This is a genomic window from Staphylococcus sp. HMSC056G08 (genome assembly GCF_001812305.1).
In the GTDB taxonomy this organism is placed as follows: Bacteria; Bacillota; Bacilli; order Staphylococcales; family Staphylococcaceae; genus Staphylococcus; species Staphylococcus simulans.
The window spans coordinates 1-15887 of record NZ_KV808518.1; the positions used below are offsets into that span (position 1 = coordinate 1).

Sequence of the window (15887 nt, forward strand, 5' to 3'; positions counted from 1 at the left end):
ATTATACTATAAATTCAACTTTGCAACAGAACCGTATTATGGAATAGAGATGTTGGTAACATTTATACAGGATCATTATACTTAAGTTTAATTTCGTTATTACAGAACCACACATTCCAACCAGAAGAGAAAGTATGTCTATTTAGTTATGGTTCAGGAGCAGTAGGAGAAATCTTTAGTGGTTCAATCGTTAAAGGATATGACAAAGCATTAGATAAAGAGAAACACTTAAATATGCTAGAATCTAGAGAGCAATTATCAGTCGAAGAATACGAAACATTCTTTAACAGATTTGATAATCAAGAATTTGATTTCGAACGTGAATTGACACAAGATCCATATTCAAAAGTATACTTATACAGTATAGAAGACCATATCAGAACATATAAGATAGAGAAATAAACTAGTGGCCGATTGTGCTTGATGAGCTTGGGACATAAATCCTAACTCGAAATAAATAAGCATATCACTAAACTGATTTTTTAAAGTTTACAGTGATATGCTTATTTTTTTATCTTACGATTTTGTACGTGCATGCTTGCCTAGGGGTATGGCTCGAGCCATTAGTCTCTCGCACATACTATTCCCTCAGGCGTCAGCACTTACAAAATCGGTTGTAATTTTCATTTTTATACGCATTCTTACTGAGATTATACTAATAAGAGGAATAGTAAAAGCAATTCTAAGTAAAATTGCAGATAAGAGGTTTGTTAAAAGCAGTTCTAAGTAAAATTGCAGATAAGAGGTTTGTTAAAAGCAGTTCTCAGTAAAATTGCAGATAAGAGGTACGTTAAAAGCAGTTCTAGGCAAAATTGCAGATAAGAGGTGCGTTAAAAGCAGTTCTCAGTAAAATTGCTGATAAGGGGTAAGTTAAAAGCAATCCTAAGTAAAATTGCAGATAAGGGGTACAGAAAAACTAGACTTGATTACAAAATGGAGCTTGGGACATAAATGATTTTTTAAAAATGAGATGAGACGTAGATTAACTCCATAATCAATACGAATCTATCGACTTCTTTATTTATGATATTCATCTCTTTTTAATGGAAATAAAAGTGCGATTAATGTGATAATACAGTTACGTTAATTAAAAAAATAAAAATGCAAGGAGAGGTAATATGCTAACTGTATATGGACATAGAGGATTACCTAGTAAAGCTCCGGAAAATACAATTGCATCATTTAAAGCTGCTTCAGAAGTAGAAGGTATAAACTGGTTGGAGTTAGATGTTGCAATTACAAAAGATGAACAACTGATTATCATTCATGATGATTATTTAGAACGGACTACAAATATGTCCGGGGAAATAACTGAATTGAATTATGATGAAATTAAAGATGCTTCTGCAGGATCTTGGTTTGGTGAAAAATTCAAAGATGAACATTTGCCAACTTTCGATGATGTAGTAAAAATAGCAAATGAATATAATATGAATTTAAATGTAGAATTAAAAGGTATTACTGGACCGAATGGACTAGCACTTTCTAAAAGTATGGTTAAGCAAGTGGAAGAACAATTAACAAACTTAAATCAGAATCAAGAAGTGCTCATTTCAAGCTTTAATGTTGTGCTTGTTAAACTTGCAGAAGAAATCATGCCACAATATAACAGAGCAGTTATATTCCATACAACTTCGTTTCGTGAAGACTGGAGAACACTTTTAGATTACTGTAATGCTAAAATAGTAAACACTGAAGATGCCAAACTTACTAAAGCAAAAGTAAAAATGGTAAAAGAAGCGGGTTATGAATTGAACGTATGGACTGTAAACAAACCAGCACGTGCAAACCAACTTGCTAATTGGGGAGTTGATGGTATCTTTACAGACAATGCAGATAAAATGGTGCATTTGTCTCAATAGAAAGTTAGAGGTGAGTCTTACGTTTCAGTGACGGTAGACTTACCTTTAACATGTTACATACTAAAAAATTAATTTGAATAAGAAAGAGAGACATATATGAAATACGATGATTTTATAGTAGGAGAAACATTCAAAACAAAAAGCCTTCATATTACAGAAGAAGAAATTATCCAATTTGCAACAACTTTTGATCCTCAATATATGCATATAGATAAAGAAAAAGCAGAACAAAGTAGATTTAAAGGTATCATTGCATCTGGCATGCATACACTTTCAATATCATTTAAATTATGGGTAGAAGAAGGTAAATACGGAGAAGAAGTTGTAGCAGGAACACAAATGAATAACGTTAAATTTATTAAACCTGTATACCCAGGTAATACATTGTACGTTATCGCTGAAATTACAAATAAGAAATCCATAAAAAAAGAAAATGGACTCGTTACAGTGTCACTTTCAACATACAATGAAAATGAAGAAATTGTATTTAAGGGAGAAGTAACAGCACTTATTAATAATTCATAATAAAACAGTGAAGCAACCATCGTTACGGATTGCTTCACTGTTTTGTTATTCATCTATATCGTATTTTTTATTACCGTTCTCATATAGCTCATCATACACTTTACCTGAGATTTTGGCATTGTAGCTAGCCATTCCTTTATCTTGTACATCTTTAACATTAATAGCCATCATCATGTTTGGATTATCTTTATCATATGATATAAACCACCCAATTTGTCTGCCTGTTTCTCCTTGTTTCATTTTGAGTTCTGCAGTACCGGATTTGCCAATTAAGTTTGCATAAGATCTATAAATATCTTCTTTATGTGTTTTATTTACGACTTGTTGCATACCATCAGTTAATAGATTGATATTTTCTTTGGAAATAATATTTTTCTTCCAAACTTTGTTTTTCGTGTCTTTTAATAAGTGAGGTGCGTTAATATTGCCATTATTTTCTAATGCGCTATAGATTGAAAGGATCTGTACTGGGTTAATCAGTATTTCACCTTGTCCGTAACCTGAATCAGCTAATAATATTTCATTATCTAAATTTTTGTTTGAAATTTGAGCATTATAAAATGGATAATCACTTGGTATATCTTCACCAACACCTAGTTTTTTCATGCCTTTTTCAAATTTCTTACTGCCTAATTCGAGTGCTACTCTAGCAAAGAAAATGTTATCTGATGATTCTATTGCTTGTTTTAAGTCGATATTACCATTTACCACTTCATATCTTGTAACGTTGTAACCACCCCAAGATTTATCTTTTTGCCAACCTTTACCATCGATTTTATAACTTGTTTTATCGTCTAATGTTTTGTTATTTAACCCAATCATTGCTGTTAATATTTTTTGAGTTGAACCTGGTGAAGTTGTAATCTGGAACTTGTTGAGCAGAGGTTCTTTTTTATCTTCGGTTAATTTATTATATTCTTCGTTACTCATGCCATACATAAATGGATAGACGTCATATGAAGGTGTGCTTACAAGTGCTAATAATTCACCTGTTTGAGGGTGGATAGCAGTACCTGAGCCATAATCATTTTTCATGTTGTTATAAATACTCTTTTGAACTTTAGCATCAATAGTTAGTTGAATATCTTTGCCATCTTTTTTCTTTTTCTCTATTAATGTATGTGCGATTGTATTGCTATTATCGTCAACGATTGTGACACGATAGCCATCTTCATGTTGGAGCTTTTTATCGTAAAGTTTTTCGAGTCCCTTTTTACCAATAACTGCATCATCTTTATAGCCTTTATATTCTTTTTGTTTTAATTCTTCAGAGTTAATGGGACCAACATAACCTAATAGATGTGAAGTCGCTTTTTCTAGAGGATAGTTACGACTTTCTGTTTCATTAGTTGTAAGATGAAATTTTTTTGCGAAATCACTTAAATATTCATCCATTTTTTTAACGGTTTTAAGTGGAACGAAGGTATCATCTTGTACCCAATTTTGATCCATTTGTTGTTTGATATAGTCTTCAGAAATACTTAGTTCTTTAGCGATTGCTTTATAATCTTTTTTAGATACATTCTTTGGAACGATGCCTATCTCATATGCTGTTCCTGTATTGGCCAATTCCACATTGTTTCGGTCTAAAATTTTACCACGTTCTGATTTTAAATTTTCAATATGTATGCTTTGGTCTTTCTGCATTCCTGGAATAATGACGCTATGATCCCAATCTAACTTCCACATACCATCTTCTTTAACAAAATTAAATTGAACGTTGCGATCAATGTTACCGTAGTTTGTTTTAATTTTATATTGAGCATCTACTCGTTTTTTATTTTTAGATACTTTTTTTATTTTACGATCCTGAATGTTTATATCTTTAACGCCTAAACTATTATATATTTTTATCGGACGTTCAGTCATTTCTACTTCACCATTATCGCTTTTAGAAATATAACTGCTATCTTTATAAACTTGTTTGAAATTTTTATCTTCAATTGCATCAATAGTATTATTAATTTCTTTATCTTTTGAAGCATAAAAATATATACCAAACCCGACAACTACAACTATTAAAATAAGTGGAACAATTTTTATCTTTTTCATCAATATCCTCCTTATATAAGACTACATTTGTAGTATACTACAAATGTAGTATTTATGTCAAAATAATGTTATAATTTTTGTGATATGGAGGTGTAGAAGGTGTTATCATCTTTTTTAATGTTAAGTATAATCAGTTCATTGCTCACGATATGTGTAATTTTTTTAGTGAGAATGCTCTATATAAAATATACTCAAAATATTATGTCACATAAGATTTGGTTATTAGTGCTCGTCTCCACGTTAATTCCATTAATACCATTTTACAAAATATCGAATTTTACATTTTCAAAAGATATGATGAATCGAAATGTATCTGACACGACTTCTTCGGTTAGTCATATGTTAGATGGTCAACAATCATCTGTTACGAAAGACTTAGCAATTAATGTTAATCAGTTTGAGACCTCAAATATAACGTATATGATTCTTTTGATATGGGTATTTGGTAGTTTGTTGTGCTTATTTTATATGATTAAGGCATTCCGACAAATTGATGTTATTAAAAGTTCGTCATTGGAATCGTCATATCTTAATGAACGACTTAAAGTATGTCAAAGTAAGATGCAGTTCTACAAAAAGCATATAACAATTAGTTATAGTTCAAACATTGATAATCCGATGGTATTTGGTTTAGTGAAATCCCAAATTGTACTACCAACTGTCGTAGTCGAAACCATGAATGACAAAGAAATTGAATATATTATTCTACATGAACTATCACATGTGAAAAGTCATGACTTAATATTCAACCAGCTTTATGTTGTTTTTAAAATGATATTCTGGTTTAATCCTGCACTATATATAAGTAAAACAATGATGGACAATGACTGTGAAAAAGTATGTGATAGAAACGTTTTAAAAATTTTGAATCGCCATGAACATATACGTTATGGTGAATCGATATTAAAATGCTCTATTTTAAAATCTCAGCACATAAATAATGTGGCAGCACAATATTTACTAGGTTTTAATTCAAATATTAAAGAACGTGTTAAGTATATTGCACTTTATGATTCAATGCCTAAACCTAATCGAAACAAGCGTATTGTTGCGTATATTGTATGTAGTATATCGCTTTTAATACAAGCACCGTTACTATCTGCACATGTTCAACAAGACAAATATGAAACAAATGTATCATATAAAAAATTAAATCAACTAGCTCCGTATTTCAAAGGATTTGATGGAAGTTTTGTGCTTTATAATGAACGGGAGCAAGCTTATTCTATTTATAATGAACCAGAAAGTAAACAACGATATTCACCTAATTCTACTTACAAAATTTATTTAGCGTTAATGGCATTCGACCAAAATTTACTCTCATTAAATCATACTGAACAACAATGGGATAAACATCAATATCCATTTAAAGAATGGAACCAAGATCAAAATTTAAATTCTTCAATGAAATATTCAGTAAATTGGTATTACGAAAATTTAAACAAACATTTAAGACAAGATGAGGTTAAATCTTATTTAGATCTAATTGAATATGGTAATGAAGAAATATCAGGGAATGAAAATTATTGGAATGAATCTTCATTAAAAATTTCTGCAATAGAACAGGTTAATTTGTTGAAAAATATGAAACAACATAACATGCATTTTGATAATAAGGCTATTGAAAAAGTTGAAAATAGTATGACTTTGAAACAAAAAGATACTTATAAATATGTAGGTAAAACTGGAACAGGAATCGTGAATCACAAAGAAGCAAATGGATGGTTCGTAGGTTATGTTGAAACGAAAGATAATACGTATTATTTTGCTACACATTTAAAAGGCGAAGACAATGCGAATGGCGAAAAAGCACAACAAATTTCTGAGCGTATTTTAAAAGAAATGGAGTTAATATAATGGATAATAAAACGTATGAAATATCATCTGCAGAATGGGAAGTTATGAATATCATTTGGATGAAAAAATATGCAAGTGCGAATAATATAATAGAAGAAATACAAATGCAAAAGGACTGGAGTCCAAAAACCATTCGTACACTTATAACGAGATTGTATAAAAAGGGATTTATAGATCGTAAAAAAGACAATAAAATTTTTCAATATTACTCTCTTGTAGAAGAAAGTGATATAAAATATAAAACATCTAAAAACTTTATCAATAAAGTATACAAAGGCGGTTTCAATTCACTTGTCTTAAACTTTGTAGAAAAAGAAGATCTATCACAAGATGAAATAGAAGAATTGAGAAATATATTGAATAAAAAATAAAATTGTTGTGTTTACAACAATACATAGAAAACAGAGGAAACAATCAAGTCGTTGAATATTTCCTCTGTTTTTTAGTTGAAAAAATTAACCGAAAGCCTGAATGCAAGTCTTGATTAAATCAATAATGCTTGTAATAACACCAGTGAAATCCATATGCATACCCTCTTTCTATTTAAGATACATTAAGTATAATATCAAACAAATAAAAAATGTTAAAAATTCCCTAATTGGCTATTTAGATTGCATAAATGTCAAAAATTTGAAAAACATACAACGACTTTGCATAAAAAATCGTCATATTGGAAATACGTAATTTATTGAAATAATAAAAAAAATAAAAGAACGAAGATGATAACCTAAGTGAGGTTTTAAGTTGTTCTAAGGTTTAATTTAATTTATGTTAAAATAGTTGGTATAAAAATACATGATAAACTATAAACTAAATTCAAAATAACTTATGGGGTAGGCAATTATGGAAAATATTTTAAATATAAATGATAATGAAAAAAGAGTGCTAAGGGAAATTTATAACCATCATAATATTTCGCGTACTCAAATATCTAAAAATCTTGAGATTAATAAGGCAACGATTTCTAGTATTTTGAATAAGTTAAAGTATAAATCTCTTGTTAATGAGGTTGGTGAGGGTGATAGCACGAAGAGTGGTGGTAGAAAACCTATTCTTCTGAAGGTTAATCATCTTTATGGTTATTTTATTTCTTTGGATTTAACTTATAGTTCTGTTGAAGTGATGTACAATTATTTTGATGGTAATGTCATTAAGCATGAATCTTATGATTTACCTGATGAAAAGGTTAGTAGTATATTAAGCATAATAAAAAAACATATTGATATTCAGGAGAAACTTGATACTTATAACGGACTATTAGGTGTGTCTGTTTCTATACATGGAGTTGTGGATAATGAGCAGCATGTGACATATTTACCATTCCATGAAACTGAAGGAATTTCAATTGCTAAGAAAATAAAAGAAATTACTAATGTTCCAGTCGTAGTTGAAAATGAAGCGAATCTTTCAGCGTTATATGAACGTAATTTTAATCATAATTTATCCTACAATAATCTTATTGCTTTAAGTATACATAAAGGTATTGGTGCTGGGCTTATTATTAATAATCAATTGTATCGTGGTGCAAATGGGGAAGCGGGTGAAATTGGAAAAACACTTGTCTCAAAAGTTAGCGATAATGTGGAGATCTTTCATAAGATTGAAGATATTTTTTCACAAGAAGCTTTACTGCATAATTTAAGTAATCAACTAAATGAGAAGATGACGCTTAGCAAATTAATTCAATTTTATAATGAAAAAAATCCAGTCGTAGTTGAAGAAATGGAACAATTTATAAATAAAATTGCTGTTTTAATACATAATTTAAACACCCAGTTTAATCCGAATGCAATTTACATTAACTGTCCATTGTTCAATGAAATGCCTGAAATATTAGAAGCAATTAAGAACCAGTTCAAACAATATTCACGTAACGAAATTCAAATAAAGTTAACATCTAATGTCAAATTTGCAACTTTGCTAGGTGGTACATTAGCAATTATCCAAAAAGTACTACAGATTAATGATATTTACTTAGATATAAAAGCATAAAAAACTAATTCAAATGAATAATCAAAGTTCGTAATTGTCTTTATAAAAAAATCCCTCAATCCGAATTGAATTTTCGGATTGAGGGATTTTTATAGTTCTATTGCAGAAGAAAACTATTTTAAAAATGCTGGTAAATGTTGATAGCCACCTCTAACGTTAACAATATTCGTAAATCCTTTATATTCTAATATTCCTACCGCTATTGAACTTCTAACACCTGATTGACAATGTACATAAATTAGGTCATTTTTATCGAAAGGTATATCTTCATTTAAAAGTTTACCGTGAGGAATATGAATTGCTTGTTTTAAATGACCTTTACGCCATTCATCATCATTACGAACATCTAATACATTATGTTCTTCACCAGTCATTTCAGAACTATGAATAGATGATGTGACGATATTTGTTTGTGGCAAACGGTAACTTTTTACATTTTCAAAACCAATTAATTGTAAAGCATGAATAGCTTGTTGAACGGTAGATTTATCGCCAATTAATTCAATATCTTAGTCATAATCTAAATACCAACCAATTTGATTTATAAAAGTTTTATTAAAAGGAATATTGATAGTTCCATGCATATGACCACCATGGAATGCTTCTTTACTTCGAAGATCAAAAGCAGTTTGTGTATTGCTTGAACTAGGGTAAACATTATATGGTTGGTACATTTGCATACCAAATTGATTTATTTTTTTCATTTGTGAAAAATGGTGTGGTGGAGCTGGCTGATTGAGTGTTAAAGTTTCGATAAATGAAGTTTCATCTTTAACATTAAAAGCCCAGTTGTTTATTTTCTCATAACCCAAAGTAGTTGTAGGTAATGAACCTAGCGCTTTACCACAAGGACTCCCTGCACCATGACCTGGCCAAATTTGAATATAGTCTGGTAATGTTGCAGCAAATTGTATGGACTGATACATTTGTTTTGCTCCGATTTTTGTAGAACCTTCAACATTTACAGCTTTTTCTAATAGATCTGGTCTACCTACATCACCAACAAAGATGAAGTCACCGCTAAATAATCCCATTGGTATACTGGAACCCCCACCTTCGTCAGTAAGTAAAAAAACTAATACTCTCAGGGGTATGGCCTGGAGTGTGTAAGACTTCTAATTTAATCTTTCCTAAATAGATAATATCTTGATGCTTAACGAAATGTGTTTGTTTAGGCATATTTTTATAATTAAATTCATCTTTACCTTCATCAGATACGTATATACTTGCATTCAATTTATTTGCCACATCTCTAATACCTGAAGCAAAATCAGCATGAATATGTGTTTCTGCAGCTTTAGTAATTGTGAATCCTTCTTTATCTGCAACTTTTAAATATTTTGTTAAATCTCGTATAGGGTCAATAATCATTGCTTCTCCTGTACGTTGACATCCAATTAAATAAGATGCTTGTGAAAAATTGTCTTCATAAAATTGTTTGAAAAACAAAAAAAACTCCTTTTTAAAATAGATTTTATTGATTAGATAAATAAGTTATGATTTGCTTGCTCAGTATGTCCAATATAAGTACCTACGCCACCATAATCGACTTCATCTCTTAATTCTTCTTTTGAAATTCCCATAACATCCATACTCATGGTACAAGCAATTAACTTTATATCTTGATCGATTGCTTGATCGATAAGTGAGTATAAAGAATCAACATTTTTCTTGTTCATTACATAACGCATCATAATATTACCTAGTCCAAACATATTCATTTTTGATAATGGCATATGTATTGGATCCTTAGGTAACATAAGGTCAAACATTTTGGAAATACCTTTCTTTTTAACGCGAGTTGATTGCGCTTTTTTTAATGCGTTGAGGCCCCAAAAAGTAAAGAAAATAGTTACATCTTTACCTGCTGCTTTAGCGCCATTTGCGATGATCATTGCTGCTACTGCCTTATCTAACTCACCGCTAAATAAAACAATTGTTGTACCTGTAGCAGTGTCATTGATTTCAAATTCTTTTGGCTTTTCTTTTTGAATAATTGCATTAATTACATTTGCTTCTTCAGTAAGATTTACAAGGGTATTCCCTGTTTGTTTCGCCCAACTTTTAATATCACTATTGAAACCAGGATCTGTAACTGTTACCTCGATTTGCTCACCCGTTGAAATATTGTTAATTTCTTTACTGATATTAACAATAGGTCCAGGGCACTGAAGACCTCTAAAATCAAATTGTTTACGATTCTCTTTGATTTCAATATCTTTTTCTATTAAAGGAGCACTATTGAAGTTCTTTGCTTCATAATCTTTATATCCACCCTTTAAATTCACGACATCATAACCTTGTTTGGCTAAATAATCGCAAGCTTTAGTGCTTCGGTTACCGCTTTTACAATGTATATAATACGTTTTGTTGCTATTCTTATTGAATGATTTAATCTCTTCTACTGGGTGTAAAGTTGAACCGTTAATGTGTCCTAATTCATATTCTTCTTTTGTTCTAACATCAATCAATTGACCCATTTTTGCCAATTTTTCTAATTCTTCTTTGTTTAATGAATTAATGTGTACTTCTTTGTATTGTTCCATACTTACCTCCTATAAATACCTATGAGGGTATAATAAAACGGATAGAATCATTTGCCAAATACCTATAGGGGTATTTGACAATTTTGTTTTAATTTATTATTATTAACTTAATCAATTTATGTGGAGGAAATGAATATGACTTATGATAAAAAAATGATTAATCGTATAAATAGAATACAAGGTCAATTAAATGGTGTCGTAAAAATGATGGAAGAAGAAAAAGATTGCAAAGATATAATTACGCAACTTAGTGCATCTAAAGGTTCTATACAACGTTTAATGGGGATTATAATTAGTGAAAATTTAATAGAATGCGTTAAAACAGCAGAAGAAAATAATGAAAGTTCTCAAGAATTAATTAATGAAGCAGTTAATTTATTAGTTAAAAGTAAATAATGGATATAGCAAATATGACTATTATGTTGCTAATTGGCGTACTGGGTGGATTTATATCTGGATTAATAGGTATTGGGGGCGCAATTATTATTTACCCAGCTATTCTTATATTGCCACCATTAATAGGTATACCTGCGTATAGTGCATATATTGCTTCGGGACTTACCTCTAGTCAAGTATTTTTCAGTACACTTAGTGGATCATTAAATGCAAGAAAACAACCAGCTTTCTCTCCTAAACTTGTTATATATATGGGAGGGGGTATGTTGATTGGAAGCATGTTAGGGGCAATTTTAGCTAGTTTGTTTAATGCTACTTTTGTAAATACGGTATATGTAATAATCGCCATACTTGCTTTAATATTGATGTTTATTAAAGTTAAACCTACTACACAAGAGACGAAATCTAAACCTTTGCTATTTATTATAGTTGGATTTGGAATTGGTGTAATTTCGGGAATTGTGGGTGCAGGTGGAGCATTTATCATCATTCCTGTATTATTAGCATTATTTAAATTACCAATGAATACGGTAGTGAACAATAGCATAGCAATTGCTTTTATATCTTCAGTAGGGGCATTTTTTATAAAATTAATGCAAGGATATATACCAGTAGAAAGTGCAATTTTTTTGATAATTGAATGATGATCATTTTCTGAAAATATTATGTGGTCATATAATATAATGCCCATCATTTCACTAATCTCTTTTATTCTCTGAGTTATTTTGATATCTCCTGGAGAAGGTGTCGGATCTTATCAAGAGTAAATTATGAAAAAAATGGTTTAAATCAATGTTCTTACTTTAAGTACATGTGTTTAACGTAAATGATAATTAGTTAAATATAAAAAGGTTATCCCAATCAATAGGATAACCTCTTTATACTTTACTTTATGGTTTGGATTCGCCACTTCAAAGAAGAAATGAAATCAGAGCATTGAATGTTCCATTTTCAAACAATATATAAATACCTAGCCCAATGAATACAATTGGTACAATCCAACGTTCATATTTCTCAATTGTTTCCGATATAAAATCGAAGGAAGCTAGACGGTAACTGACATAGCACAAAACTCCAACCATAATTAGAAAGACAATAGTGACAATAAAGATTTCAGACATACTTAAGGTCGTGAAGTACGGTATATAAATGGAAAAGTCATCCGCACTGGAAGCCAATACGATGAAAATCATCGTCAAAAATAACTGATTAAATTTTCCAGAGGAGAATAAAGATAAAATGCTACTTTCATCTTCATCCTCTTCTCCTTTAATCCATATTTTCACGCCTAGGTAAAGTGGTAAAAGTCCAAGTAGTCCGATAACCCATTGCTGAGGAATTAAATTTACAACCCCCTGTGCAACTAAAAGACTTGCTCCTATCACAATTGCAGTCCCTATATATTGTCCTATCCAAATATGTTTTACCTGACCTTTTTTTACTTGCGAAAACAAAAGAATTAATATGACGAGATAATCAATTCCTGTTGCTACATATACCGCAGTAGCCGTCAGTATCGTCGCGATCATTTTATCATCTCCAAATATTTTAGGGATAGGACTTTTCTTCAAAATGAAAAGTCCTTCCGTAAATTGCACACATATAGTACCTATTTATCCTTCACTCTCATCAGTCGCAAACTATTTAATGCTACCAAAATAGTGGCTCCCATATCGGAAAGAATCGCAATCCAAAGGGTTAGCCAGCCTGGAATAACCAATAGTAAGGCAATTATCTTAATTCCGATGGCAAACGTGATGTTCGCTTTGATGATATTTAGCGTTTTCCTGCTAAGTCTTACTGCAAATGGAAGCTTACTTAAATCATCTCCCATTAATGCAATATCAGCTGTCTCGATGGCAGTATCTGTTCCAGCACCGCCCATTGCAATGCCAACAGTGGATGCAGCAAGTGCAGGAGCATCATTGACGCCATCGCCAATCATAGCTACATTACCATGCTCGGCTTTCATTTTTTTAATATAGTCCAACTTATCCTGTGGCAACAATTCGGACTGAATATCAGAAACGCCTACATGAGCACCGATTGCTTCTGCGGTACCTTGATTATCACCTGTCAGCATAATTGTTTGCTTGATTCCTAACTGATGAAGTTTTAGAATCACATTTTTACTTGTTTCGCGGACCTCATCTGCTACAGCAATCACGCCGAGGATTGTTTGGTCCGTTCCAATAATCATGGCCGTTTTCCCTTGGTTTTGTAAAACTTTCACTTTATTTTCAAACTCAAGGCTAAAATCGGAAACATTTAATTCTTTAAAAAGCCTTGGACTGCCAATGTAATAGGTTGTTCCATCTATATTCCCTTGAATGCCCCGACCTGTAATAGAAGTGAAGTCCTTCACTCTAACATCGGAATAAGTAATATTATCTTGCTCTGCTTTCTTCATTATTGCTGAAGCAAGTGGATGTTGTGATCGATATTCTAAAGCTGTAATAATGGAAAACAGCTCTTTTTCTTCCACTTGATCATTTAACACTTTAAAATCTGTTACCACTGGTACACCTTTTGTCAGTGTTCCTGTTTTATCAAATGCGATTGCCTTAATGGCTCCTAATTCCTCTAGATAGACACCGCCTTTAATCAACACACCTTTTTTAGCTGCATTTCCAATTGCCGAGACAATCGAGATTGGAGTAGTAATAACTAATGCACACGGACATCCAACTACAAGTACCGCTAATCCTTGATAAACCCAAGTATCCCAACTTCCACCAAAGAATAAAGGTGGAACGACTGCAACGAGCGCCGCAATAACCATAATGATCGGCGTATAATATTTCGCAAATTTATCTACGAATGCTTGCGCTGGAGCGCGCTCCCCTTGTGCTTCCTCAACCAGATGAATAATCTTGGAGATAGTTGTATCCTCTACGTATTTGGTGATTTTTACTTCAAGTAGTCCCTCTTCGTTAAGCGTGCCTGCAAATACTTCATCATCTACCGTTTTGGCAACAGGGACAGATTCTCCTGTTATAGCAGCCTGGTTGACAGCCGACACACCATTTATAATGATCCCATCCATGGCAATTTTCTCCCCTGGTTTGACGATCATAATATCACCCACGGCAATATCGTCCACATGGATCATTATTTCCTGACCATTCCGCCTAACAAGTGCTTCTTTTGGGGCAATATCCATCAATGAACGAATGGACTGTCTTGCTCTATCCATAGAAAAACGTTCAAGTGCTTCACTGATTGCAAAGAGAATGACAACAATGGATGCCTCTGCCCATTCACCAATGATGGCAGCTCCAATAACTGCAACGGTCATCAGGGTTTTCATGTCGAAATCAAAGCGTATCAAATTTTGAAAACCAACTTTAAATAGTGAATATCCGCCAATTACAATCGAACTTACAAATAACATGGACGTTACAAGGTTATCTTCTCCATTTACAAAGTGAGAAAGGTAACCAAAAGCAATCAGTAATGTGGCAAACAGCAATGTGCTGTGTTTTTTATAAAACGGTATTTTCTCTTCTTTAGGAGCCTTAGTGTCTTCTTTGACCGCTTGTATCGATGGATTCGCCAGTTTTTCAGGAATTACCTTAAGATTCTCGAAAGCACCTGCTTTTTCAAGCTCTTGAACCGATGCATTTCCATATACATCAATTTTGGAAGCGCCAAAGTTCACTTTTGCATCTTGAACTCCAGCTAGTTGTTTTACATTTTTTTCAAACTTCCCAGCACAGTTTGCGCAGGAAAATCCCTCCACACGGTAAACATTTTTATCTTCTGTTACCACTGGTTCGACCCGTCTTCTAGCCTTCTCTGGTGCCACTTTAAGATTCTCGAAAGCACCAGCCTTTTCCAGATCTTCAACGGTTGCACTGCCAAAGACATCAATTTTGGAAGCTCCGAAATTGACTTTAGCATCATACACCCCTGGTAGTTCTTTCACATTTTTTTCAAACTTCCCAGCACAATTCGCACACGAGAAACCCTCCACACGGTAAACCTGTTTATCTTCTGTTAATGTTTTTGCTGAACTATCCAATACTAGCAACCTCCTTTTGATGCAAGAAAGCTTTTTCTACAAGCTGTTTAACATGCTCATCATCTAGTGAATAATAGACTAATTTTCCTTCTTTACGGTATTTTGCTATACCTAAATTTTTCAATAATCTTAAATGATGGGATGCCGTAGCCGTTGAAGATTCAATGATATTAGCTACATCACAAACACATAACTCTCCCTCTAAAGACAAAACATAAGCAATTTTAACTCTTGTATCATCTGATAGAGCCTTAAAAACTTTCGCTACATCCATAGGATTCTGTTTAGCAAGGTCTTTTTTAGCCCTGTTTACCTTATCTTCATGAATATAGGTAACTTCACACATATTTTTTGTCATAATTATCCTCCTTATTCAAATGACTGTTTGTTTGATGATTATAATATATCCCACCATAAACAAATAGTCAAACGATTGTTTGAATGATATATAATTAATATTAAAAAGGATTGATTTCTAATGTTAGAAACCAATCCTTTCGGAGATTTTAACCAAATTTTAAAGTATCTTAAACATAACTGCCCCGTTAGTTTAAGTGCATCTTTTCACAATCTGTCTACAGATTAATAATTAAAACTACTCTTTATTATACAGATCTCCATATAATTTTTGAA

The 15887-nt window shown here is 32.0% G+C and carries 13 protein-coding genes and 2 pseudogenes; 8 read left to right on the plus strand and 7 right to left on the minus strand.

The window, feature by feature from the left end; genetic code table 11:
- The first annotated feature begins 12 nt into the window (after positions 1 to 12).
- The 3 genes from HMPREF2846_RS13960 to HMPREF2846_RS10450 all read left to right on the plus strand — a co-directional run bounded on the left by HMPREF2846_RS13960 (position 13) and on the right by HMPREF2846_RS10450 (position 2387).
- Positions 13 to 402: a hydroxymethylglutaryl-CoA synthase gene (locus HMPREF2846_RS13960; protein ID WP_020444595.1), complete on the plus strand. Its 390-nt coding sequence runs from the start codon at positions 13 to 15 to the stop codon at positions 400 to 402.
- Between the two features lie 716 nt (positions 403 to 1118).
- A complete protein-coding gene (locus HMPREF2846_RS10445) occupies positions 1119 to 1862 on the plus strand; it encodes a glycerophosphoryl diester phosphodiesterase (RefSeq protein ID WP_000958858.1) in 744 nt (247 codons plus the stop codon).
- A gap of 96 nt (positions 1863 to 1958) precedes the next feature.
- Positions 1959 to 2387 carry a MaoC family dehydratase gene (locus HMPREF2846_RS10450; protein WP_000872606.1) on the plus strand — a complete coding sequence of 143 codons (429 nt, stop codon included), beginning with the start codon at positions 1959 to 1961 and terminating at the stop codon, positions 2385 to 2387.
- 45 nt (positions 2388 to 2432) lie between these two features.
- Here the strand turns inward: HMPREF2846_RS10450 and mecA are convergent, their stop codons facing one another.
- On the minus strand, positions 2433 to 4442 hold the full coding sequence (mecA, locus tag HMPREF2846_RS10455; RefSeq protein WP_063852655.1) for a PBP2a family beta-lactam-resistant peptidoglycan transpeptidase MecA: 2010 nt from the start codon (positions 4440 to 4442) through the stop codon (positions 2433 to 2435).
- Positions 4443 to 4538: 96 nt separating this feature from the next.
- Between mecA and mecR1 the strand changes: the two genes are divergently transcribed.
- Positions 4539 to 6296, plus strand: coding sequence for a beta-lactam sensor/signal transducer MecR1 (gene mecR1, locus HMPREF2846_RS10460; RefSeq protein WP_000952923.1), 1758 nt, complete (start codon positions 4539 to 4541; stop codon positions 6294 to 6296).
- Positions 6296 to 6667, plus strand: coding sequence for a mecA-type methicillin resistance repressor MecI (gene mecI, locus HMPREF2846_RS10465; RefSeq protein ID WP_000369214.1), 372 nt, complete (start codon positions 6296 to 6298; stop codon positions 6665 to 6667). The genes mecR1 and mecI overlap by 1 nt, the downstream gene beginning before the upstream one ends.
- An 84-nt stretch (positions 6668 to 6751) precedes the next feature.
- Here the strand turns inward: mecI and psm-mec are convergent, their stop codons facing one another.
- Positions 6752 to 6820 carry a phenol-soluble modulin PSM-mec gene (psm-mec, locus tag HMPREF2846_RS14240; protein WP_014532405.1) on the minus strand — a complete coding sequence of 23 codons (69 nt, stop codon included), beginning with the start codon at positions 6818 to 6820 and terminating at the stop codon, positions 6752 to 6754.
- Between the two features lie 319 nt (positions 6821 to 7139).
- Between psm-mec and HMPREF2846_RS10470 the strand changes: the two genes are divergently transcribed.
- Complete coding sequence (locus HMPREF2846_RS10470) at positions 7140 to 8288, plus strand: ROK family transcriptional regulator (RefSeq protein WP_000427807.1); 1149 nt, start codon at positions 7140 to 7142, stop codon at positions 8286 to 8288.
- A gap of 113 nt (positions 8289 to 8401) precedes the next feature.
- Here HMPREF2846_RS10470 and cstB read toward each other — a convergent pair.
- Together cstB and HMPREF2846_RS10485 are read right to left on the minus strand one after the other, a co-directional pair.
- Positions 8402 to 9737, minus strand: a pseudogene (gene cstB / locus HMPREF2846_RS14460) (persulfide dioxygenase-sulfurtransferase CstB).
- Positions 9738 to 9769: 32 nt separating this feature from the next.
- A complete protein-coding gene (locus HMPREF2846_RS10485; protein ID WP_000438836.1) occupies positions 9770 to 10834 on the minus strand; it encodes a DsrE/DsrF/DrsH-like family protein in 1065 nt (354 codons plus the stop codon).
- Positions 10835 to 10969: 135 nt separating this feature from the next.
- Between HMPREF2846_RS10485 and cstR the strand changes: the two genes are divergently transcribed.
- A complete protein-coding gene (gene cstR / locus HMPREF2846_RS10490; RefSeq protein WP_000220507.1) occupies positions 10970 to 11230 on the plus strand; it encodes a persulfide-sensing transcriptional repressor CstR in 261 nt (86 codons plus the stop codon).
- Positions 11230 to 11868, plus strand: a pseudogene (locus HMPREF2846_RS10495) (sulfite exporter TauE/SafE family protein); the annotation flags it as partial. The gene cstR and the pseudogene HMPREF2846_RS10495, both read left to right, overlap by 1 nt.
- Positions 11869 to 12141: 273 nt before the next feature.
- Here the strand turns inward: HMPREF2846_RS10495 and HMPREF2846_RS10500 are convergent.
- From HMPREF2846_RS10500 to HMPREF2846_RS10510, 3 genes are all read right to left on the minus strand, one after another.
- Positions 12142 to 12759: a CadD family cadmium resistance transporter gene (locus tag HMPREF2846_RS10500; RefSeq protein ID WP_000562107.1), complete on the minus strand. Its 618-nt coding sequence runs from the start codon at positions 12757 to 12759 to the stop codon at positions 12142 to 12144.
- 80 nt (positions 12760 to 12839) lie between these two features.
- Positions 12840 to 15254 carry a cadmium-translocating P-type ATPase CadA gene (locus HMPREF2846_RS10505; RefSeq protein WP_070626600.1) on the minus strand — a complete coding sequence of 805 codons (2415 nt, stop codon included), beginning with the start codon at positions 15252 to 15254 and terminating at the stop codon, positions 12840 to 12842.
- The gene (locus tag HMPREF2846_RS10510) at positions 15247 to 15612 is read right to left on the minus strand and encodes an ArsR/SmtB family transcription factor (protein ID WP_070626601.1); all 366 of its coding nucleotides are present in this window, start codon (positions 15610 to 15612) and stop codon (positions 15247 to 15249) included. Before HMPREF2846_RS10510 ends, HMPREF2846_RS10505 begins: the two co-directional genes overlap by 8 nt.
- Between the last annotated feature and the right edge of the window lie 275 nt (positions 15613 to 15887).